Annotated in this window: 17 protein-coding genes; 16 read left to right on the top strand and 1 reads right to left on the bottom strand. The window is 41.0% G+C overall.

Annotated features, from left to right (window positions below):
- Window positions 1-126: 126 nt before the first annotated feature.
- Window positions 127-2,721, bottom strand: coding sequence for a leucine--tRNA ligase (gene leuS / locus AC27JP_RS02360; protein WP_487111832.1), 2,595 nt, complete (start codon window positions 2,719-2,721; stop codon window positions 127-129).
- Window positions 2,722-3,040: 319 nt separating this feature from the next.
- Here leuS and AC27JP_RS02355 point away from each other — a divergent pair, with 319 nt between their 5' ends.
- From AC27JP_RS02355 to AC27JP_RS02280, 16 genes are all read left to right on the top strand, one after another.
- Window positions 3,041-3,526 (top strand): zinc ribbon-containing protein, encoded by a 486-nt coding sequence (locus AC27JP_RS02355; RefSeq protein WP_487111831.1) that lies wholly within the window; start codon window positions 3,041-3,043, stop codon window positions 3,524-3,526.
- 120 nt (window positions 3,527-3,646) lie between these two features.
- Window positions 3,647-6,037: an AAA family ATPase gene (locus AC27JP_RS02350; RefSeq protein ID WP_487111830.1), complete on the top strand. Its 2,391-nt coding sequence runs from the start codon at window positions 3,647-3,649 to the stop codon at window positions 6,035-6,037.
- A 621-nt stretch (window positions 6,038-6,658) separates the two neighbouring features.
- Complete coding sequence (gene ndhC / locus AC27JP_RS02345; protein ID WP_487111829.1) at window positions 6,659-7,144, top strand: NADH-quinone oxidoreductase subunit A; 486 nt, start codon at window positions 6,659-6,661, stop codon at window positions 7,142-7,144.
- Window positions 7,145-7,182: 38 nt separating this feature from the next.
- A complete protein-coding gene (locus AC27JP_RS02340; RefSeq protein WP_487113422.1) occupies window positions 7,183-7,782 on the top strand; it encodes a NuoB/complex I 20 kDa subunit family protein in 600 nt (199 codons plus the stop codon).
- Between the two features lie 120 nt (window positions 7,783-7,902).
- The gene (gene nuoC / locus AC27JP_RS02335; protein ID WP_487113420.1) at window positions 7,903-9,660 is read left to right on the top strand and encodes an NADH-quinone oxidoreductase subunit C/D; all 1,758 of its coding nucleotides are present in this window, start codon (window positions 7,903-7,905) and stop codon (window positions 9,658-9,660) included.
- 80 nt (window positions 9,661-9,740) lie between these two features.
- Window positions 9,741-10,259, top strand: coding sequence for an NADH-quinone oxidoreductase subunit NuoE (gene nuoE / locus AC27JP_RS02330; RefSeq protein ID WP_487111828.1), 519 nt, complete (start codon window positions 9,741-9,743; stop codon window positions 10,257-10,259).
- Window positions 10,259-11,662, top strand: a complete 1,404-nt coding sequence (gene nuoF / locus AC27JP_RS02325) for an NADH-quinone oxidoreductase subunit NuoF (protein WP_487111827.1) — start codon at window positions 10,259-10,261, stop codon at window positions 11,660-11,662. Before nuoE ends, nuoF begins: the two co-directional genes overlap by 1 nt.
- A gap of 1 nt (window position 11,663) precedes the next feature.
- Window positions 11,664-14,654 (top strand): NADH-quinone oxidoreductase subunit NuoG, encoded by a 2,991-nt coding sequence (gene nuoG / locus AC27JP_RS02320; protein ID WP_487111826.1) that lies wholly within the window; start codon window positions 11,664-11,666, stop codon window positions 14,652-14,654.
- Window positions 14,644-15,618: an NADH-quinone oxidoreductase subunit NuoH gene (nuoH, locus tag AC27JP_RS02315; protein ID WP_487111825.1), complete on the top strand. Its 975-nt coding sequence runs from the start codon at window positions 14,644-14,646 to the stop codon at window positions 15,616-15,618. Before nuoG ends, nuoH begins: the two co-directional genes overlap by 11 nt.
- Entirely contained in the window at window positions 15,618-16,163 is a 546-nt protein-coding gene (gene nuoI, locus AC27JP_RS02310) for an NADH-quinone oxidoreductase subunit NuoI (protein ID WP_487111824.1), read from the top strand. The genes nuoH and nuoI overlap by 1 nt, the downstream gene beginning before the upstream one ends.
- Before the next feature lie 51 nt (window positions 16,164-16,214).
- Window positions 16,215-16,745: an NADH-quinone oxidoreductase subunit J gene (gene nuoJ / locus AC27JP_RS02305; protein WP_487111823.1), complete on the top strand. Its 531-nt coding sequence runs from the start codon at window positions 16,215-16,217 to the stop codon at window positions 16,743-16,745.
- Window positions 16,742-17,050, top strand: coding sequence for an NADH-quinone oxidoreductase subunit NuoK (gene nuoK, locus AC27JP_RS02300; protein WP_487111822.1), 309 nt, complete (start codon window positions 16,742-16,744; stop codon window positions 17,048-17,050). Before nuoJ ends, nuoK begins: the two co-directional genes overlap by 4 nt.
- Before the next feature lie 3 nt (window positions 17,051-17,053).
- Window positions 17,054-18,937, top strand: coding sequence for an NADH-quinone oxidoreductase subunit L (gene nuoL, locus AC27JP_RS02295; protein WP_487111821.1), 1,884 nt, complete (start codon window positions 17,054-17,056; stop codon window positions 18,935-18,937).
- Window positions 18,934-20,364 (top strand): complex I subunit 4 family protein, encoded by a 1,431-nt coding sequence (locus AC27JP_RS02290; RefSeq protein WP_487111820.1) that lies wholly within the window; start codon window positions 18,934-18,936, stop codon window positions 20,362-20,364. Before nuoL ends, AC27JP_RS02290 begins: the two co-directional genes overlap by 4 nt.
- Before the next feature lie 4 nt (window positions 20,365-20,368).
- Window positions 20,369-21,868 carry an NADH-quinone oxidoreductase subunit N gene (locus tag AC27JP_RS02285; protein WP_487111819.1) on the top strand — a complete coding sequence of 500 codons (1,500 nt, stop codon included), beginning with the start codon at window positions 20,369-20,371 and terminating at the stop codon, window positions 21,866-21,868.
- Between the two features lie 184 nt (window positions 21,869-22,052).
- Window positions 22,053-22,874, top strand: coding sequence for a DUF4097 family beta strand repeat-containing protein (locus AC27JP_RS02280; RefSeq protein ID WP_487111818.1), 822 nt, complete (start codon window positions 22,053-22,055; stop codon window positions 22,872-22,874).
- The last annotated feature ends 98 nt before the right edge of the window (window positions 22,875-22,972 follow it).

Genomic DNA, 22,972 nt, shown 5'->3' with positions numbered 1-22,972 from the left:
ATAGGTAAGGTAAAAGTAAAATGCACAATAGTTAATAAGTCGCTAAGGTGTGATGTTAAACTTAGCAACTTATTGTTAGTGAGTCATGATTTTTCTCGCCATGACTCACTGAGCTGCAGCTTTCGCTTAATTGGCGACAATATTTAATAGCTTACCAGGTACGTAAATAACTTTGCGTACCGTTTTGCCATCAGTGAATCGGCTAACATTTTCATCAGCAAAGCCCATGGCTTCTACTGCTTCTTTTGTTGCGTCGGCAGCTACGGTTATTTTTGCACGAACTTTACCATTAACTTGTACTATGATTAGTTTTTCATCTTCAACCAGCGCACTTTCATCAAGGGTTGGCCATAGTGTTTCTTCAACTGAATTACCATCGCCTACCATGTTCCACAAGTGGTGGCTTAAGTGCGGTACGATTGGCGTTAACATTAATACCACAGCTCGAATGGCTTCATGCAAGACAACGCGATCTTCAGCACTGTCCATACTGGCTTTACTTAAGTGGTTCATTAATTCCATTATCGCAGCAATAGCTGTGTTAAAGGTATTACGACGACCAATGTCATCGCTAACTTTTGCGATGGTTTTATGTAATTCACGACGTAAAGTTTTTTGTGCTGAATTTAGTGTTAACCCTTCAATGCTTGGTGCTGTTTTAGAAACCTCACCTAGTTCTGTAAAGTCGAAGACTAACTTCCACACGCGTTTTAAGAAACGATGTGCACCTTCAACACCTGAGTCAGACCATTCTAATGTTTGCTCTGGTGGTGAAGTAAACATGATAAATAAACGCACAGTATCAGCACCGTATAAATCGATAACTTCTTGTGGGTCGATACCATTGTTTTTTGATTTAGACATTTTGCTCATACCAGCAGAAATAACGGGTTCGCCGTCTAACTTGCTCACTGCTGAAGTGATATGGCCTTTTTCATTACGCTCAACTTCTACATCTGTTGGTGCAATCCAATCTTGTGCGCCATTGTCTGCTTCGCGGTAATAGGTATCGGCTAACACCATGCCTTGGCATAATAAGCTTTTAAAGGGTTCGCTTGACTCAACTAAGCCAACATCACGCAATAATTTATGGAAAAAACGTGCGTAAAGTAAATGTAAAATAGCATGTTCAATACCACCTATGTACTGATCAACCGGTAGCCAGTAATTGGCTTTGGCCGGATCTAACATTTGTGTGTCATCACTTGGTGAACAGTAACGTGCGTAGTACCACGATGATTCCATAAAGGTATCGAACGTATCGGTTTCGCGGAACGCTTCTTCACCATTGAATGTGGTTTTAGCCCATTCAGGATTGTTTTTAATCGGTGAATTAACACCGTCCATTACCACGTCTTCTGGTAATTCAACCGGTAATTGGTCAGCTGGCACAGGCACAGATTCGCCGTTAGCTAAATTCAACATTGGAATAGGTGTACCCCAATAACGCTGACGTGAGACACCCCAGTCACGTAATCGGTAATTTACCGTCACTTTTCCTTTGTTTTCTGCGACAAGTTTATCTGATATGGCTTTAAAAGCGTCGTTAAAGTTTAAACCGTCGAATTCGCCAGAGTTAACTAAGTTGTTCTTTTCTGTGATTGCCGCTTTGCTAATATCATCTCCTTCACTGGCAGCGATAACTTGCTTGATTTCTAAACCGTATTTAGTGGCAAATTCATAGTCACGTTGGTCATGACCTGGCACTGACATTACCGCGCCTGAGCCGTAATCCATTAGTACAAAGTTTGCTGCCCATACTGGTACTATTTCACCGGTAAGTGGGTGAATTGCTTTTAAGCCAGTATCAACGCCTTTTTTCTCCATTGTCGCCATATCGGCTTCAGTAGATTTACTATTGGCTTTACATTCTTCAATGAATGCCGCTAATTCAGCATTGTTTTCAGCCGCATTTATCGCTAACGGGTGCTGTGCTGCTAAAGCAACATAAGTGACGCCCATTAAGGTATCTGGGCGAGTAGTGTAAATGTCGAAGCTTTCAGTTGAATCAGCCACTTGGAAAGTCATCTCAACACCTTCAGAGCGACCAATCCAGTTACGTTGCATGGTTTTAACTTGTTCAGGCCAATCAGTTAATTGGTCTAAGTCATTAATTAATTCTTCAGCATAATCGGTGATTTTAATAAACCACTGTGGAATTTCTTTACGTTCGACGATAGCGCCTGAACGCCAGCCGCGACCATCAATCACTTGTTCATTGGCTAAAACGGTTTGATCAACAGGATCCCAGTTAACCGTGGCATTCTTTTTGTATACTAAGCCTTTTTCGTAAAGCTGAGTGAAGAACCATTGTTCCCAACGGTAATAATCTTTTTTGCACGTCGCTAATTCACGACTCCAGTCATAACCAAAACCTAATGACTTTAATTGATTGCGCATGTAATCAATATTTTCATAAGTCCATTTTGCTGGCGCAGAATTATTTTTAATGGCGGCATTTTCAGCTGGCAAACCAAACGCATCCCAACCCATAGGTTGCATAACGTTTTTGCCTTGCATACGTTGGTAGCGAGAAATAACATCCCCTAGGCTGTAGTTACGCACATGGCCCATGTGGAGGCGACCGCTTGGGTATGGAAACATTGCCAAACAATAAAACTTTTCTTTTCCAGGTTTTTCTTCAGCTTTGAAGGTATTGTTATCGGTCCAGAATTTTTGAACTTCGGCTTCAATTGATTGGGGGTTGTAAATGGATTCCATTAAGATTTCTCAAACACGCTAAAAATAAGATATTCAATCTGCCGTCATCAGCGAATTTAGTTGCATAAAATTCGTTGCTAATGAGTGAAATTGAAGTGATAAAAATAATCCCGATAGGATACCTTATCTCAAGCATTAGCGACAAGTTAAAGCGAACTAAAGCTGAAGTTTTTTTATAAAAATAGCAAGAACTATGCTTTTAAGCGGGAAGTTGTGTTTAATCGCAAGTTTTAATGCCGATATATGAACTATAATAACTATGTTGATAGTCACTTCTAAAATTTATTTATGCAATGAACCTAGATAATTGGGAGGCGATATGAAAGAGCAACAATCTCGTATTCAGGCGGTTTATCAAAAAATTCAAACTTGGTTAGATGAAACTAATCAGCACGAAATGCGCTCAATTGTTGAATTAATTACCCAAATTAAATCGATATTGATCGCCGCAGAACAGATCCCCGAACAACAGGTTAAGCAATTTATTGAAAACTTGAAATATGATCTTAATGAGTTTTATCAGCAATCCCAGTCAGAGATTAAACATTCAATTTATTTAGAGTTATTGAATGAGAATGTTTGGGCAACACTGGCGCAAATCACCGATAAATCGCAAGTTGAATGGACCGAACTGGTTGATGATTTTCAGCATCAAGGTCAATATCATGTTGGCGACTACGTTGGTTTTGGTCAACTAAAATGCCAGCAATGCCAACACAGTGTTGTTTACAGTCATGCCAATGTTATTGTTGAATGCATAGAATGTGGTGGCAAGGAATTTCAACGTATCAGTCTAACACCGTAATAATTCAACTAATATTGATATTGTTTTTGCTCAAAGCCATCATCTCACTGTACACTATATTCAATTATTCTGTATCAAAGCATCAGCTTGATATTAACGTCCATTTCCGAGAGATCTTCTATGACAACAGTGTCTACAAGTGTACGACTTAAACCATGCCAATTAACCGCAAAATTAACGGTAGATCAATTTGCAAGTAACACTCCGACATCAGAAATAGAGCAAGTTTTCATCGGTCATGAACGGGCGAAAGAGGCGTTAAATTTCGGACTGTCAATGGATGCTCCTGGCTTTAATGTTTACGCTATGGGAGAACATGGCACTGGGCGACAAACCTTAATTAAGCAAATGTTAGCAGCCACTGCGAATCAAGAGCCTACCCCACAAGAATGGTGTTACATCAATAATTTTGATGATCCTAATTCTCCTCATAAGTTATACGTGAGTCCAGGCGACGGTAAGCAATTACTAACGCGAATGAATACCTTTATTGATGAGTTGATGGATCTATTTCCTGAAATTTTTGATAACCCAGGTTACCAAAGACAAAAAGCCGCCATTGACCGAGAATTTAATCAAAAGTATGACGAAGCCATTGCTGATGTAGAAGAAACCGCATTAAAAAATGAAGTGGTACTTTATGAAGAAAATGGTGAAATAGGTTTTTCGCCATTGGTTGACGGCAAGCCATTAAACGATAAAGAGTTCGCAAATTTAAATGAGCCAAAACGCGCCGAGTTTTATATTTTATTGGCTAAATTGGAAGATTTCCTCTCAGAACAGTTAATTGAACTGCCGCAATGGAAACGTATTTCATCGGATAAGCTGCGTAAGCTTAAGCATGAAACCGCAGAAAATAGCATTCGACCGTTCTTAAAAGAGCTTGAGCATGAATTTGCCAGTAATATTGGCGTATTAAAATATCTATCGAAAGTGAAAGCACATGTCGTTGACGCGGTATTGGAAATTCTTGTCGATGAAAGTAGCGAAGCATCCAGCGACAAAGATATGCGTAAGTTGATGGTTGAGCGCTTTTTGCCTAACTTATTGGTCGCCCGCAAAGCGGATGAAGGGGCGCCGGTTATTTATGAACAAAATCCAACCTTTCAAAATTTGTTTGGTCATGTTGATTTTGCCAGTTTTCAAGGTAGCAGTTATACCAGTTATCGTTTGATCCGAGCCGGTGCCTTACATAAAGCGAATGGCGGTTATTTGCTGCTAGAAGCGGATAAACTCTTAACTCAGCCTTTAGTTTGGGCACGTTTAAAATTGGCGTTAAAGTCACAGCAAATTACCATCGAAAATCCGTACTCTGAATATAGCCAACCCGGCGCATTTAGCTTACAACCGGAAAAAATTCCGCTAAAAGTGAAAGTGATTTTGCTTGGCGATCCTGAAATTTATTATACTTTGCAAGACTATGATCAAGAATTTACTGAGTTATTTCGCGTGCTGGCCGACTTTGATCGCCATCTTGAAAAAAGCCATGAAAACTTAAATGATTACGCAAATTTGATCCGTCAACGAGCCTATCGTAATAACTACCCGGAAGTTACCGATGAAGCGGTTTTGGAACTGGTAAAATATGCCTTGCGACGCGCTGAACACCAGCAGAAAATTTCAGCCAATATTGTGCAAGTGAACGACTTACTTGATGAAGCTTACTATCTTTGGAAACTATCGGATGGCAACAATGGCTTATGTGGTAAACACGTAGAGATGGCACTAGCGGCTAAACAACGTCGCACAGGCAGAATGAGTGAAGCTTGGTTGGAAGAAATTAAAGAGCGACAGTTATTGATTGACACTGATGGTGAGAAAGTCGGTAATATCAATGGCTTAACTGTGCTAGAAATTGGTGATAGTGTTTTTGGCACACCTGCGCGTATTACCGCGACTGTATATGCGGGTAGCCAAGGAGTTACTGATATTGAGCGTGAAGTAGACTTAGGTAAATCCATTCATTCTAAAGGTGTGTTGATTTTAACCGGCTATTTGGGCCATAAATATGGTCAGGATTTTCCTGTTTCTATTTCGGCCAATATCGCTATTGAACAATCTTATGGTCATATTGACGGCGATAGTGCGTCAATGGCGGAACTGTGTGCCTTGATTTCCGCTATTGCTCACTTACCGATAAACCAAGGAATTGCCATAACAGGTTCAATGAATCAGCATGGTGAGGTGCAATCAATTGGTGGCGTAAATGAGAAAATAGAGGGCTTTTATCGTCTTTGTAAAGATAAAGGGTTAACCGGTAAACAAGGGGTAATTATCCCGAAAACTAATATGATCAACCTGATGTTAGCGCCAGAAGTTATTGAGGCAGTGGAAAATGGTACGTTTGCTATTTATGCCGTGGAAAATATTGACCAGGCGATAGAAGTTTTAATGGCACAACCTGCTGGCGAAATTAGTCGAACTGGGCGCTATCCGAGAAAATCTATTCATGGGCTAGTTTTAGATAAATTGTCAGCCTTTTCTGATTTACTTAACGGCGCTGAAGAGTAATTAACTAAATTTACTAGCGCTTAAAAATTTCTTTTCAAAAAAATAAACACGGCAAGCGCCGTGTTTATTGCTTTCTGTTAACCATGAACAGCTAAAATGCCAATAATCGCTTAAAAAACAAGCATTATTTAAATTCTTTTCTATACTGAAATTGTTAGTCATATTTTTCAATTTATCTTTTTTGCAATAAATACTCGCAAAAGGGCGGGTTGAATGAATGACTGGATTCATGTTGATAAGCAGATTGCAATATCAACGATGAATAGTGAACTATAGGTGCTATCTCAGTAGAATTAATGAAGAGAGAAAGTTAGCGAAAGCGAAATAACAATAATAAGTCAATGCAGCGAGCTAATGTTACCGAGCGTAATGAATAGCTCCCTATAAGGTTAGGAAGTTAACCGACCCAAATTATGATTTTTTGATCGAACCGTTGTGATCTTAATTGTTATTTTCTCTGAATATCGAGCAAACGATATTTTAAATCTCTCATTTACTCTCCTATACGCCCCTAAAACGTAAATGTTGTTGTGTGTTCGTTTGCAGAAAATTGTTTTTTATATCGATAAGTTCGCTGTCTGTCGGTTTGTAGTTTTTAGTGATAACTATAAGTGGGGCGTTGTGGAATCATCAGATCAAATAGCTCAAGTTTGGCCAATCGCGGCTTACTTTATCATCTTAGCAGGTATGCTCATTGTCATGATGCTACTGTCGCACTTCCTCGGGTCCAAAGGTAAACAACGGGCAAAAAACACCCCTTATGAATCTGGCATAATTTCTGTTTCCAACAACAAAACCCGTTTTACTAATCACTTCTTTTTATACGCTATTTTCTTCGTTATTTTTGATTTAGAAACTATTTACTTGTTCGCTTGGGTGATCGCATTTGATGAGGTTGGTTGGGCTGGCTTTATTGAAGCGAGTGTATTTATCACCATTTTATTGGCGGCGTTAATTTACTTAATACGCATTGGTGCGTTGGAATTGAAAAAACGTCATCAACCTTTTCGACAAGCGCAATTACAACGAATGCAACATGCAGAGACTGGCTCGCAGCAAAAAACAATTGAAAACAGTCTCTTTGAGCAAAATAAAGGAAGTTTGTAATGGAGTGGTCATTAACCAAAGCGAAGCTAGATGAAGCCATGAGTCAGGTGAAAGGGGTTTCGGAAGAAGAGTTAAAGCGAAACGTTTTTATGGCTAAGCTTGATGACATGGTGAATTGGGGGCGTAAGAACTCGATTTGGCCGTTTAATTTTGGTTTAAGTTGTTGCTATGTCGAAATGGCAACCAGTTTTACCTCACGTCACGACATAGCACGCTTTGGCGCGGAAGTTATTCGCGCAACCCCAAGACAAGCAGACCTAATGGTGATTTCTGGTACCTGCTTTAGAAAAATGGCACCCGTTATTCAGCACCTGTATGAACAATTACTAGAGCCGCGCTGGATTATTTCTATGGGCTCATGTGCTAATTCCGGCGGAATGTATGACATTTATAGCGTAGTGCAAGGGGTTGATAAGTTTATTCCTGTTGACGTTTATGTGCCTGGTTGTCCACCGCGCCCAGAAGCATTGTTGGAAGCGCTATTATTACTGCAAACCAATATTGAACATCAACCTAGACCTTTAAGCTGGGTGGTAGGGGAGCAAAATGTTAGCGAAATAGCTAAGCCGTCATTACGTGATATTAAACACGAGCAACGTATTCAGGTGACAAATTTAGATCCGCCGGATCAAGTGTAAAGTGGAATAACATTTAGATTATAAAAAACAGATAACGTAAACCTTAATAATAAAAATTTTTAGTGGTATAGGACGTCGAGAGTGGCACAAGTAGATATTAAAGCGAGTAAAGATTGGCAAATGCATCAGGCAGTACCTTTGCTTGATGAAATTATTGCCATTTCGCCAGAGCTAAAATTACAGCCGGTAACTGCTATTGAAAATATTGTTGATGATATTCCGTCATTTTGGTTGGATAAAAACCAGTTAATTAAGTTGATGCAGGTATTAAGGCATCAACTCGATAAGCCTTTTGATATGTGCTTTGATATTACTGCCATTGATGAAAGTGAAAAACAATACAAGTCGTCATTATCTCAAGCGTTCACCGTTAGTTATCACTTACGTTCATATCAAAGAAATCAAGATATTCGTATTAAGGTTGCTCTTTCCTCTAATGATAAATCATTAGAAAGTGTTTGCAGTTTCTGGCCAAACGCCAATTGGTACGAACGTGAAGTGTGGGATATGTTCGGCATTGTCTTTGATAACCATCCCTATTTAACCCGTATTTTAATGCCCAATACCTGGCAAGGGCATCCATTACTGAAAACTCATCCGGCGCGCGCAACAGAAATGGATCCTTTTACCTTACCGCCGTATCAACAAGATAAGGAGCAAGCTGCCTTGCAATTTGATCCCGAAGCGTGGGGCATGAAGCGACAAAGTAAAGATAGCGATTTCATGTTCTTAAACTTGGGCCCAAATCATCCGAGTGTGCATGGCGCATTTCGCATTGTGTTGCAAATGGAAGGAGAGGAAATCGTCGATTGTGTGCCTGATATTGGCTATCACCATCGTGGTGCCGAGAAAATGGGTGAGCGGCAATCTTGGCATAGTTACATTCCTTACACAGATCGTATCGACTATCTCGGCGGCGTGATGAATAATTTTCCTTATGTGATGGCGGTTGAAAAACTTGCCGGCATTCAAGTGCCTGATCGCGCGAAAGTGATTCGTATTATGACCTCTGAGATGTTTCGCATTCTCAGTCACTTATTGTTTTATGGCACATTTGCTCAAGATATCGGCGCACTTTCGCCAATTTTTTATATGTTTATCGATCGTGAAAAGTTGTTTGGCATTATTGAAGCTTTTACTGGGGCGCGTATGCACCCAAGCTGGTTTCGCATTGGTGGTGTTGCACAAGATCTGCCAAAAGGCTGGGACAGCTTAGTACGTGACTATGTTAACTACTTGCCGAAACGTCTTGATGAGTACGAAAAAATGGTCATGCAAAACGCTATTTTGAAACAACGTACGGTAGGTATTGGTGCCTATTCTAGCCAAGAAGCGATTGATTGGGGCATTACTGGTCCGGGTTTGCGAGCCACTGGCTATTCGTGGGACATGCGTAAACAACGCCCCTACAGTGGATACGATCAATTTGATTTTGAAGTGCCGCTTGGTCACAACGGTGATTGTTATGATCGTTGTCGAGTGCGGGTTGAAGAAATGCGGCAAAGTATTCGTATTATTGAACAATGCTTAAACAATATGCCGGAAGGCCCTTATAAAGCAGAGCATCCGCAAACCACGCCGCCATTGAAAGATCGCACCATGCGAGATATCGATACCCTTATCCCGCATTTTCTTAATGTTTCATGGGGGCCGGTTATTCCGGCTGGCGAAGTTTCTGTCAGTGTCGAGGCAACCAAAGGCATTATGGGTTATCACTTGATCAGTGACGGTAGCACCATGAGCTATCGCACACGAATTCGTACCCCTAGTTTCGCCCATTTGCAAATGTTGCCGTTAATTAGTCGTGGCCAAATGGTGGCAGATCTTATTGCAACATTGGGCAGTGTTGATTATGTGATGGCAGACGTTGACCGATGAAAGGACAACATGAAAACGGAAAAAGTAAATAACATAAATTTTGCTATTGACGATGACTAGCAGCAAACAAAGAGATAGTTATGGAAACAATCGAGACAATTACTATTGATTATCAACATTACCTAACGGCAGAAGAAATTGCGGCCATTGAGCACGAGGCCAGTATTATGGAAACCCGTGAAGCAGCAGGTATTGAAGCGCTGAAAGTTGTGCAAGCGCATCGAGGCTGGGTGAGTGATGATAGTCTATATGCCATTAGTGATTTGTTGGCGATGCCAGTTGCGCAACTCGAAGGCGTCGCGACCTTCTATAACTTAATTTACCGACAAGCGGTTGGTGAACATGTAATTCATCTTTGCGACAGCATTGCGTGTCATTTAACTGATATGAACAATGTCCTGTTGGCCATTAAGCAACATTTACAAATTGATTACGGCCAAACCACTGCCGATGGTAAATTTACTTTATTGTCTAACGCCTGCTTGGGGGGCTGTGATAAAGCTCCTGTGATGATGATTGGTGAGCAACATTACGAAAACTTAACACCAGCAAGCGCCATTACCATATTGCAGCAACTTGCTAACAAGGAGCTGAACTGATGAAAGAGGCCTTTGTTTCAAGTAGTACTCGTCCACTCACTGAATGGGTTAACTTACAGCAACCGTTGGGATTCGCTGATTACTGCCAACATGGTGGTTATCAAGGGGCAAAAAATGCTGTTTTACAGCGTACCCCCAATGAAGTTTTAGAAATAGTTAAAAGCTCAGGATTAAAAGGACGAGGAGGGGCGGGTTTTCCCACAGGAATGAAATGGAGTTTCGTCCCTATGTTTGCTGATGATGACGAAAATGCGCCTGATAATAAATATTTAGTCGCAAATGCTGATGAAATGGAACCTGGTACTTTTAAAGATCGACTACTGCTTGAAGGCATTCCACATCAATTAGTGGAAGCTATGATTATCGCTGGTTACACCATAGGTGCAAATAAAGCTTATATTTTTCTGCGCGGAGAATACCATTTAGCTGCCAAGCGTTTGCAGCAGGCAATTGATGAAGCTTACGAAAATAATTGGCTAGGAGAGAATATTCAGGGTAGTCGCTATTCACTAGACTTATACGTTCATTGCAGTGCGGGTCGTTATATTTGTGGTGAAGAAACCGCGTTAATTAATGCCCTTGAAGGCAAACGCGCTAACCCTCGTGCCAAGCCACCATTTCCACAAGTTGCCGGACTATTTGGCAAGCCAACTATCGTCAATAATGTCGAAACCCTATCTAATTTACCGCATATTTTAAAAAATGGTGTTGACTGGTTTCAAGCGATAGCGCCAAACAGTGATGCTGGTAGCAAAATTTATGGCGCTTGCGGGCGAGTGAAAACACCAGGTTTGTGGGAACTACCTATGGGACCAACCTTGCGTGAAGTGTTATTTCAACATGCTGGCGGTATGCAAGACGGTTTAAAGTTTCGGGGTTTATTACCCGGTGGGGCATCGACTGACTTTCTTGTTGATGAACATTTAGATACGCCGATGGATTACGACTCTATTGCTAAGGTTGGCAGTCGTTTAGGTACCGGCGGCTTGATTGTCCTTGATGACAAAAATTGCCCTGTCGCTATGGTGCTCAATTTAATGCGCTTTTTTGCGCAAGAGTCTTGTGGTTGGTGTACACCTTGTCGTGATGGCACGCCCTGGGCGGTAGAAGTATTAACGCGCATAGAAAATGGCCATGGCAAAATAGCCGATTTAGATACCCTTAACAAACTATGTGACTTTATGTGGATTGGTAAAACTCATTGTGCGCTAGCCCCTGGTGCTGTTGAGCCACTAAGAAGTGCTCTGAAATATTTTCATGACGATTTTCAACAGCATATTGACCAAGGCTGTTGTCGCTATAATCCTGAAGGATTAGCTAAACGCACGCAAGTAGCTATGGCTAATGGCTCAAGCACTGCACAGCAAGTTAGCTCAAGCGAATATGGGCAGGGAGGCCAATAACATGAATAAAAATACCGTGACTATTTTTATTGATGATCAGCCTTATCAAGTTAGTAGCGAAGATAATTTGCTGGCGGGGGTGTTATCGCAAAAATTAAACTTACCTTATTTTTGTTGGCATCCATCAATGGGCTCAGTTGGTGCCTGTCGGCAATGTGCTGTGACACAATTTCAAGATGAAAATGACCAAAGAGGCCGATTGGTGATGGCGTGTACAACACCAGTAACCGATGGTATGCGTATTAGCATCAATAACCCTTATGCAAGTGAGTTTCGTGAACAAATAATTGCTGCCATGATGACCAATCATCCTCATGATTGTCCGGTTTGTGCTGAAGGCGGTGAGTGTCACTTACAAGATATGACGGTGATGACAGGACATAGTGCCCGTGAGTATCAAGGCACAAAACGAACCTTTACTAATCAATATTTAGGTGAGCTCGTTGGTCATGAAATGAATCGTTGTATCACCTGTTATCGTTGTACGCGGTTTTATAATGACTATGCCGGCGGTAAAGACTTTGGCGTTTATGGCTCTAAAAACCAAGTGTATTTTGGTCGTCAAAGTGACGGCGCCTTAGAAAGTGAATTTAGTGGTAACTTAGTGGAAGTGTGCCCAACGGGTGTTTTTACCAATAAGGTTTTTTCTGCTCACTATACTCGTAAGTGGGATTTACAATCAGCTCCTTCAGTGTGCAGCCATTGTTCGGTAGGGTGCAATATTAGTATTGGCGAGCGTTATGGTTCAGTTCGCCGAGTAATGAACCGATATAATTCAGAGTTAAACGGTTATTTTCTTTGTGATCGTGGCCGCTTTGGTATTGGCTTTGTTAATGGTCAGCAGCGGATCCAGCATGTCAAAGGTATAGCTCAGCAATCGCCATTGCAACTATCAAAGCTTGATGTTGCGAAAGCATTTTCACATTTTAGATTAAAAAGTTTTATTGGTATTGGCTCTGCTCGGGCGTCTCTTGAAGCAAATTTTTATTTAAAAAGCATTGTTGGCGATAGCAATTTTTCTGCGGGCTATAACAATAGTGAAATGTGTGTTGCCGCGCAGCATGCTCGTATTCTAGAGTTTGCTACACCTGCCAGTTTGGCGGAAATAGAAACTAGTGATTTTGTGTTCATTGTTGGCGAAGATATTACCCAAACAGCTCCAAGAATGGCACTTTCGGTACGACAGGCACTGCGCAATGCCGCGATTGAAAAAGCCTCATCAATCGGCATTCCATCGTGGCAAGACAGTGCTGTAAGAACCGTCGGCGGTAACTTATTGTCACCATTATTTTCCTTACACAGCACCACAACAAAACTCGATGATGTTGCAGAGCAAGCACTATTATTGCCGGTTGAGCGTATCTCTTTGTGTTTACGATTATTGGAAAAATTTATACGACTTGGCGATATCGAAGAAGTTGAGCAACAGCTTAGTGAAATTTTTGCGAGAGAAGATGAAGGGCTTGAGCTATTAAGTGCAGCAGAACAAAACTTTATTACTGCTGTTTATCGAGGGCTTAGTCATGCTAAGCAGCCGCTAATTATTTCAGGCACCAGTTTAATCAATGCTCAACTCTTGGAAAATATTGCGCAATTAATGCGGTGTATTGAGCAGCAAAGTGAAATGAGCAAAAGTGGCGGTGGCCAAGCTAAGCTAATTATAGTGCCACCTGCGAGCAATAGTGTTGGCTTGCTCTCGTTACTTGATGAACATTCGTTATCGATTGAACAGATATTGGTTAGGTTAAATCAATCAGACGCCAATATCGACGGGATAATTCTTCTAGAACAAGAGCTTTCAAACTGTTCAGCAAATCAGATACAAACATTACGCGCAAGTGTAGACAACATCATAGTGCTTGATCATAGCGAGAATAGATTGACTGAACTTGCCGATATTGTCTTACCTGTTGCCGCAGTGAGTGAAGGAGATGGCCATTACATTAATTACCAAGGTCGAGTCCAAAAATTTACACAAGTACACCCACCAATATTACCAATACAAGAAAGTTGGCGCTGGCTCGACAATATTGCAGACACCTTAGGTGTAAAAATTATTGCTAATGACCAAGTGAGCACTGTGCCTAAACAGGAAAGTTGTCAATCTCTTGGGCAATTACATCAATTTTTTAATCAACATTTTTCCCTTTGGTCAGCATTAATCAAAGGTCTAGATAACTCCAAGGTTGAAAAGCCCATTGCGAGAATGCCTCATCGAGCAAGCGGTAGAACGTCGCAGATGGCTAATATTAGTGTACATGAGAGGAAAACCACGCAAAAACTTGATGATGTGTATCGTTTCTCGATGGAAGGTTCATCGCTTAAACAGAGCAATGAATTGCCTTTTGTTTGGGCGCCGGGTTGGAATTCAAATCAAGCGATAGGCCAATATCAAGAGCAGATAAACGGGCCTTTATTGCAGCAAGCGCAAGCACAATTTATCAGTGGTTCATCGGCGTTTAGTAAATGTTCGCGATGGCGTTCAACGACACCTGAAAAAAGTAGTCAGGTATCAAATCAAGCGTGTTCTAACTTAAGTTATGTGCAACAAAAAAATATCTATATCGATGAATGGCAAGCGGCGATGACGCCAGAATTTCAGATGCTTAAACAAAGTAATCAACTTTTTATTAATAGTGACACTGCCGTCAAATTGGCGGTAACCCCTCGACAATGGTGCAAAGTGGTATTTTCTGCCACCAATGAAAAAATGCAGTTAGCCAGCCAAACGGTGATTTGCCAAGTACAAGTGTTAGCTAACTTATCGAAGTCGTTAGTTTTTGGCAATTTTCCTCTTTGCCAGTCTTTAAGCCAGCAACTTGAAATGAAGATAATGGCCGCTGGCGATCAAGAGATTACGGATTATTTAAGCCAATACAATGATGCAATATTAGCCGCTGAAGAAAGCAAAAAGGCAGTATTAGCGAGGCTTAAACAAAACGATCAATTTATTCCCATTCGACTAGTTTCAGGAGGGTTGAATGATGCCTGAAATGCTATGGAAGTTATTTGAAATCACCATCATTATTGCTTTACTGATCCCTATGGCGGCAATGCTAGTTTGGGTTGAGCGCAGAATGATTGGTATTTGGCAAGATCGCCACGGGCCTAACCGTGTGGGACCGTTTGGTATTTTACAATCTTTCGCTGACTTATTAAAAATTCTCGGCAAGGAAGATTGGATCCCACCCTTTAGCGACCGTCTAGTCTTTACCTTAGCACCAATCATAGGTGCCATTTGTGTGTTAATGAGCTTTGCTGTCGTGCCATTTTCTCCTGATATTGGTGTTTCTGACTTAAATATTGGTTTGCTATTTTTCCTCGCCATGGCATCGCTAGCGGTATATAGCGTGGTGCTGGCGGGTTGGGCTTCAAATTCTAAGTATGCTTTGCTAGGAGGTATGAGAGCAGCAGCACAAACCGTAAGTTATGAAGTTTTTATGGGGTTGTCTGTGATGGGCGTAGTGTTGTTAACGGGGACATTTAATTTACGAGAAATAGTGTTAGCTCAGGCTGATGGCTGGTTAATTCAGTCACAATTTGTTGGTTTTTTTATCTTTTTAGTGGCTGGCATTGCAGAAAGTCATCGTTTGCCATTCGATTTGCCTGAAGCGGAAACAGAATTGACCGCAGGCTTTCATACTGAGTACTCAGGGTTAAAATTTGCATTGTTTTTTCTTGGTGAGTATTTAGGTGTAACGCTGATTTCGGCAATGTCAGTGGTACTGTTTTTTGGTGGTTGGTTAATGCCAGAGCCATTATCTGCTTGGCTACCGCCTCTGGTTTGGTTTGTCTTGAAAGTAATGTGCTTTGTAATGTTCTTTGTGCTGTTGAGAACGTCATTACCTAGGCCGCGTTTTGACCAACTGTTGAAATTTGGCTGGATGGTGATGTTGCCACTGGCCTTAGTAAACTTAATAGCCACTGCGTTACTACGTTTAACGGGAGTGCTGTAATGAGCAAAATATCGTTAAAGAATTCGCTATTGATCAGTCAATTGAGAACCATGTGGTTGGTACTTAAACATACCTTTACCAAAGCCGATACCGTGCAATATCCAGAGCAAAAACCTTACCTAGCACCACGTTATCGAGGTCGTATTGTCTTAACTCGCGACCCTAGTGGTGAAGAGCGTTGTGTCGCCTGTAATTTGTGCGCAGTGGCCTGTCCGGTCGATTGTATCGCTTTACAACAAGTGGTTGATGACGATGGGCGCAAAAGAGCAGACTTTTTTCGTATCAACTTTTCTCGGTGCATTTTATGTGGCTTTTGTGAAGAAGCGTGTCCAACTTATGCCATTCAATTAACGCCAGATGTTGAGCTCGCTGAATATGATCGACAAAACCTCGTTTATGAAAAAGAACATTTGTTGATTAATGGACCGGGAAAATATCCTGATTACAGTTTTTATCAACAGTCAGGCATTGTTATTGCCGGCAAGGGGAAAGGTGAAGCTGAGCAGGAAAGGCCACCAATTGACGTTAAAGGATTAATGCCATGAGTCGTATCAATAAGAATTTACATTACCGTCATAAGTATGGGGAGGAGCATTATGCTTGCTAGTTTAGCAACAATTGATAGTTTGTTTTACCTTGCTGCTGCGGTGGCTGTAATTGCCAGTTTAAAAGTGGTAACTGGTAATAATACCGTCCATGCTTTGTTGTATCTGGTGGTGTCTCTACTTGCCGTGGCGGTGTGCTTTTATTTAATGGGGGCTCCGTTTGCCGCCGGCTTAGAAGTTATTGTTTATGCTGGTGCAATACTGGTGCTGTTTGTTTTTGCAGTTTTGATGTTTGGTTTAGGTAAAGACGAAACTGCTAATGCGCCGCAGAGTAAAAGTGTCGCGAATATGTTTGGTGCTATGTTATTGGCGTTTGCTTTACTTATTGAATTGGTTGTTATTATCAATAATGGCCAAATGCAACAAACATTGCAGGCTAATGTGGTCAGTTCAAAAGCTGTCGGCATTATGCTGTATGGCCCTTATTTACTGGCTGTGGAAATCGCCTCTTTCTTATTACTTGCTGGATTACTCGCTGGTTATCATTACGCAAAACCTGAAGTACAAGGGAGCCAGTTATGACCACTATCCCATTATTTCATGTGCTTATATTGTCGAGTTTACTTTTCTCTATTGGTTTTATCGGTGTTGTCGCGAGAAAAAACACGCTATTCATTTTAATGAGCCTAGAGGTGATGCTTAATGCTGTTGGTGTAGCGTTTATTGGCGCAGGTAGCGTGTGGCAACAAGCAGACGGGCAAGTGATGTTCATTTTGATTTTGACCTTAGCTGCCGCTGAAGTGGCCGTAGGGTTAGCGTTACTGATACGTATGCAAAAGAAATATCGCTGTTTAGATATCGATGTACTTAATGAGATGAGGGGATAAATCGTGCTATTAGCCAGCTTACCTTTTTATCCTTTAGTTAGTTTTTTATTACTTATTACTTTTTCCAAACGCTTGTCATGGCAAGTGGCCAGTTTTATTAGTGTTGGTGCTATGGGGCTTACGGCTTTAGTGAGCGCTTTATTAGTGCTGGAATTGTCAGCAAGTCAAAGTCAATTTATCAGCGTTAATTTATGGCATTGGTTTAATTTAATTAGTTCGCAAGGGGTTGCTGAGGTCAATGTCAGTTTTTATCTTGATGGCCTTTCTGCGGTTATGATCAGTGTTGTAAGTGGTGTTGGCTTTTTGATTCATTTATTTGCTGCCGCTTATATGAAAGATGATGCAAACTTTGCCCGCTTTATGGCTTATATGAACTTGTTTATCGTTGCCATGCTGATATTAGTTTTAGCCGACAACTTAGTACTACTGTATTTAGGCTGGGAAGGTGTTGGTTTGTGTAGTTTCTTGTTGATTGGTTTTTGGTATCAAGAAAAAAACAACGTTTTAGCGGCAAGAAAAGCCTTTATTGTTACCCGTATTGGTGACACTTCAATGGCGATAGGCTTGTTCTTACTTTTTAGTAGTTTTGGGCAATTAAATATTGAAGAAATAACTGCTTTGATTCAGCAAATAAGCCTGTCTGACGCTAGCTTTAGTGAACAACAATTATCGAATATTTACTGGATTGCCTTATTGTTACTCGGCGGTGCTGTCGGGAAATCGGCTCAACTCCCACTACAAACTTGGCTACCCGATGCCATGGCTGGGCCAACACCGGTTAGTGCACTAATTCATGCCGCCACTATGGTCACTGCCGGTGTTTACTTAATTGCTCGTATGCACGGTGTTTTTGTTTTTGCACCCGAAGTGATGAGTTACGTTGCTTGGCTCGGTGCTATTACGTTGTTGTTAGCTGGCTTTGCGGCACTAGCACAAACGGATATTAAACGGGTATTGGCATACTCAACCATGAGTCAAATCGGCTATATGATGCTGGCGCTGGGAGCCGGAGCTTGGTCGGCAGGGGTTTTTCATTTAATGACCCATGCATTTTTTAAAGCACTACTTTTTTTAACTGCTGGCGCGGTTATTTTAGCGCTACATCATCAGCAAAATCTTTTTAAGATGGGCGGATTATTAAAACGCCTACCGTTTGAAAGTGCACTATTTGTTGTCGGTTTAATTTGTTTGATGGCGCTGCCGGGGACTTCCGGTTTCTTTTCCAAAGAAGCAATCATAGCGCAGCTGTGGCCGTCAGATACTGCGGGGCCAGCATTATGGTGGTGCGCGATCATTGGCGCATTAGTTACCAGTATTTATAGTTGCCGATTATTCTTTTTAGCATTTCTGGGACGAGAACGTTTCACTGAAAACCTTGATATTGAGCAAGCGACTGTAATGCGCACTGCTTTGGTAATATTGGCGTTATTATCATTGTTTGGAGGGTTAATTTCTCTTGACCTTAATCAGGTTTTTGAAAGGGCTAAGTTAATTGAGATGACGGTGACGGGTGAACCGGCATGGCTGCATACGGTTGCTATTGCTACACCATTTATTGGTATTATATTTTCGTGGTTTTATTTTAAAAACTATCGTCTAGCTTCCAATCAACCTATTGAAATAAAGGCCAGCGAGCATAGTTTCGCTATTTTTTGTCGCAATGGTTTAGGTTTTGATAGCCTTTATAGCGCTTTATTGGTGAAACCTTATCAACTACTTGCCAAGTTAAATCGTGGTGATTTAGTTGACCAAACCATAATGTCGACTGCTTGGTATGTTGGCTTATGGCATGACGTATTGGCAGTAATACAAAACGGTAGTTTACGTTGGTATTTGGCGGCATTTGGTCTGTCGATATTCGTGTTAGTAGGAGTGAGTATCTTATGACACTAACTTTTATCATGTTGGCGTTGCTTGTGGCGGGGGCTTTTGCTTGGTTGCTGGAAGAGCAATGGCAAGGTTGTGCAAAGTGGCTGGCGCTGACGGTAATTGCCCTATTGGCGACAGTATTCACTATTTTTGTTGTTAGCTATGACAGTAGCTTTGAGACACTGCAAGTATTAACACGGGTGAGTTGGATTCAAACTTTTAGTGTTGAATACAGCATTGCACTAGACCAACTTAGCATAGTGCTAATTGCCTTGACTTGGTTGTTAGCGATTATTTGCGTTTTGGTATCATGGCGAGAAATCAAGCACAAAGCTGGCTTTTATTATTTTAATTTATTAGCAACCATAGCTGGCATTATCGGGGTTTTTGTCGCTGTTGATATGTTTTTGTTCTTTTTCTTTTGGGAGGTCATGTTACTACCTATGACCGCCATCATTGCGATATGGGGTCATGAAAATCGTCATTTTGCCGCAATAAAATTTTTCATCTTTACACAGCTGAGTAGTTTGTTAATGTTAGTGGCGATTATTGCTACCGGTTATTTTCACCTGCTGAAAACCGGCGAACTAAGTTTTTACTACCTTGACTGGCTAGCGCTAGATATGCCTCTTTCCATGACTCAATATTTGATGTTGGGCTTTTTTATTGCTTTTGCGGTTAAGTTACCTTCGGTGCCTGTGCATAGTTGGTTACCCGACGCCCATACTCAAGCGCCAACTGCGGGCAGTGTCCTGTTGGCAGGTGTACTATTAAAGACTGGGGCTTATGGCCTTATTCGCTTTGTTATCTTTCTATTTCCACAAGCCAGTGCACAATTTGCGCCTATTGCCGCAACGTTAGCTGTGATCAGTATTATTTACGGTGCGAAAATGGCTTTTGCTCAACAAGATTTTAAACGTTTGGTGGCTTACAGCAGTATTAGTCATATGGGCTTTGTTATGTTGGCATTATTTGCCTTTAACACTATCGCTTATCAAGGGGCAATTATTACTATGATTGCCCATGGCTTGAGCAGTGCTGCACTGTTCTCAATGGCAGGGATGATTTATCAACGTATTCATAGCCGTAACTTAGCTGATATGGGTGGTTTTTGGCAAAGTGCACCACGCATGGGCGGTTTTGCTTTAGCGTTTGCCGGAGCTGCATTTGGCTTACCTGGTTTAGCCAATTTTATCGGCGAATTCTTTAGTCTAGTTGGGGTATTTCAAGTGATGCCAGTATTTGCGGTTATTGCGGCCTTTGGGCTTATAGGCTCAGCCATTTATGGCATGGTGCTATTTCAATCTAGCTTTCAGGGGCAGGCTAAACAAGAAATTGTCGATTTAGGGCATAGAGAGCTAGTTATTTGTGGCTCGCTATTTTTAATGCTGTTGGCAATAGGTTTGTATCCGAACTTATTACTTAAATTTTCATTTGGAGTGTGAGGCGATGCTATTATCAACTGCTCATTCACAAGCTTCACTTAATGTAGAAATCATTCAAGCCATTTTACCACAGTTGATTATTGCGTTTGGCATTACCTTGGCGTTATTACTGGTAGCATGGCGACGTTCGCAACGCACCATAGCATTATTTACTGGCGCGGTTATCTTGGTTGCGCTGATTGCAAACATGAGTTTATTAGTCACTCAACCAACCGCCGTGACACAATTATTAAAAGTTGATGGCTACAGTACTTTTTCCTTTAGTTTAGTGCTGATATCAGCGCTGGTTTCTTTGCAGATGAGTCATCAATTCTTAAAAGCACATATTGAGGTGCACGATGAATATTATCTGCTATTGATGTTATTAGTGCTTGGGGCTGGCGTATTAGTGACAAGCAACCACTTCGCTAGCCTATTTCTAGGCTTTGAACTGCTGAGTATTAGTTTGGTTGGCCTAGTGGGCTATCACCGTGAAAGCCATTATAGCGTTGAAAGTGGCTTTAAATATTTAGTGCTAAGTGCGACAGCATCGAGCTTTATGTTATTGGGAATTGCCTTTATTTATAGTGTGGCGGGCAATATGAGCTTTGATGCGAACTTGCCAAACCCGATATATCACCAACAGAACTTACGTTTGTTTTTTGAGTTAGGCATTTTACTTTTTATTTCTGGCATTGCCTTTAAGCTTTCGTTGGCACCATTTCATTTTTGGACGCCTGATGTTTATCAGGGGGCACCGACGCCGGTAACTTTGCTGATGGCGACGGTCTCAAAAGTGGCAATGTTTGTGGTATTCGTTAAATGTATCGTGGCGCAGAACTATATGTTGCATAGCAATGTGCAATTGTTATTAATGATATTAGCTATTGCTTCGATGCTGTTAGGTAATGTGCTGGCATTGAAGCAACAAAACTTAAAACGGCTTATTGGTTATTCATCTATTGCGCACATGGGATATTTGCTGATCGTGGTGATTGTAATATCAAATGAAAGTTTAGCGTTTACTTGGCAAAGTGTATTGTTTTACTTGAGTGCTTATGTTGTCGCCAATATTTCGATATTTATGGTGATGGCGTCATTGCAGTCACAATGTTTGGGGAGTGAGAAACAATTATCTCATTTTAAGGAAGACCTGCTACTGAGCGATTTAAAAGGACTATTTTGGCGATCAAAAAGTCAGGCATTTCTTGTTATTCTTGCGGTATTGAGCTTAGCAGGCATTCCATTAACCATGGGCTTTATCGGTAAGTTTTATATTTTAAGTCAAGCAACAATTGGCCATGCTTGGTGGCTAATTATTAGCTTAATTGTCGGTAGTGGTATTGGCTTAGCGTACTACTTACCAATTATTTTTACCTTATTTTACTCAGATGATGATGCTCAAGAAGGTGCTAAACAGCATAGAAGCCCAATCTTAGAGCGCATACTTGTTTATAGCTTTATTGTTATTGGATTGGTACTGGGAATTTTTCCGGATGTGCTTAGCCAATTTATGATTTTGTGAGCAAAGTTAAATAATTTTTACTAATAAATTGTTTATTTCGCCAAATTATAGAGATTTGACTTTGTTGTTTTTGTGTCTATTTTGTTAAGTCTTTGATTATAAAAAGTTTGTTTTGTTGGCGTGATTTTTGTTTAATCTTGTTAAGAAAATAAAAATAATTGTGTTTTAACAAGGAAATAGACCAATGAAATTAACTTCATCATTACTTTTTGCCACTAGCGCAGCATTCTTAAGCGGTTGTATTGTTGTTGCCAATCCTTCACATGCAAACCATCATAGTCAACAAGAGCTACATATTGATGCTGCGACATTAACGGCTTTCGACGTTGAAGCGGGGGCGGGATCTTTGGTTATTTCTGGCTCTGATCATGTTTCTGAAATTAGAGTCGTTGCCGATATTTATACTGATAAGCGCAACAGTGATAATTATCAACTGGAGTTAAGTGAATCAGGAAAAACGGCATTTTTAGTGTCAAAAATGAAAAGTACCAGTGGTTTTTGGCAAGGTGACTCTCCGCATATTGACCTGAAAATTACCGTACCAAGTCATATGATGTTAACTCTTGATGATGGCTCTGGTGCAATTAGCATCAGTAATATTGACGGCGCGGTTGATGTTAGAGACGGCTCAGGCGAACTTACCGTTAAAGGCATTAAAAGTGATGTGACGATTAATGATGGCTCTGGCGGCTTATATGTTAGTGAGGTTGTTGGTAATGTCACTATTGTTGACGGCTCTGGTAGCATCGAATTAAGCGAGATTGACGGTAATGTCGATATTGATGACGGCTCAGGCAGTATCTATGCAAAAGAGATATCGGGTAGCGCGATATTTGAAGATGGCTCTGGCGATTTAACCGTTAGGAAAGTTGATGGTGTGGTTACTATTGATGATGGCTCAGGTGATATAGACGTTGAGCAAGCCGGTGGCTTAAAAATATTGGATAGCGGCTCAGGTGGTTTACGAGTGAAAAAAGTCAAGGGCGGTTTTGAAATTGATAGCTAAGTGCGGTTGAACTAAAGTTACTAACCTAGCAAAAAAATCACTGTGATTATTTTGTGCCATAATTTGTATTAAACCGTAAAACAGCCTTTTTTGTAATG

Source organism: Colwellia sp. SU-HH01172 (genome assembly GCF_057553355.1).
This window is presented reverse-complemented; position numbering and strand designations above follow the sequence as displayed.

Coding starts and splice junctions, on each gene's coding strand:
- AC27JP_RS02280 (WP_487111818.1), top strand. CDS start 22,053: ATGAAATTAACTTCATCATTACTTTTTGCCACTAGCGCAGCATTCTTA.
- AC27JP_RS02350 (WP_487111830.1), top strand. CDS start 3,647: ATGACAACAGTGTCTACAAGTGTACGACTTAAACCATGCCAATTAACC.
- AC27JP_RS02290 (WP_487111820.1), top strand. CDS start 18,934: ATGACACTAACTTTTATCATGTTGGCGTTGCTTGTGGCGGGGGCTTTT.
- nuoC (WP_487113420.1), top strand. CDS start 7,903: ATGCATCAGGCAGTACCTTTGCTTGATGAAATTATTGCCATTTCGCCA.
- nuoG (WP_487111826.1), top strand. CDS start 11,664: ATGAATAAAAATACCGTGACTATTTTTATTGATGATCAGCCTTATCAA.
- AC27JP_RS02340 (WP_487113422.1), top strand. CDS start 7,183: ATGAGTCAGGTGAAAGGGGTTTCGGAAGAAGAGTTAAAGCGAAACGTT.
- nuoI (WP_487111824.1), top strand. CDS start 15,618: ATGAGCAAAATATCGTTAAAGAATTCGCTATTGATCAGTCAATTGAGA.
- nuoK (WP_487111822.1), top strand. CDS start 16,742: ATGACCACTATCCCATTATTTCATGTGCTTATATTGTCGAGTTTACTT.
- leuS (WP_487111832.1), bottom strand. CDS start 2,721: ATGGAATCCATTTACAACCCCCAATCAATTGAAGCCGAAGTTCAAAAA.
- nuoE (WP_487111828.1), top strand. CDS start 9,741: ATGGAAACAATCGAGACAATTACTATTGATTATCAACATTACCTAACG.
- nuoH (WP_487111825.1), top strand. CDS start 14,644: ATGATGCCTGAAATGCTATGGAAGTTATTTGAAATCACCATCATTATT.
- nuoF (WP_487111827.1), top strand. CDS start 10,259: ATGAAAGAGGCCTTTGTTTCAAGTAGTACTCGTCCACTCACTGAATGG.
- AC27JP_RS02355 (WP_487111831.1), top strand. CDS start 3,041: ATGAAAGAGCAACAATCTCGTATTCAGGCGGTTTATCAAAAAATTCAA.
- nuoJ (WP_487111823.1), top strand. CDS start 16,215: ATGCTTGCTAGTTTAGCAACAATTGATAGTTTGTTTTACCTTGCTGCT.
- AC27JP_RS02285 (WP_487111819.1), top strand. CDS start 20,369: ATGCTATTATCAACTGCTCATTCACAAGCTTCACTTAATGTAGAAATC.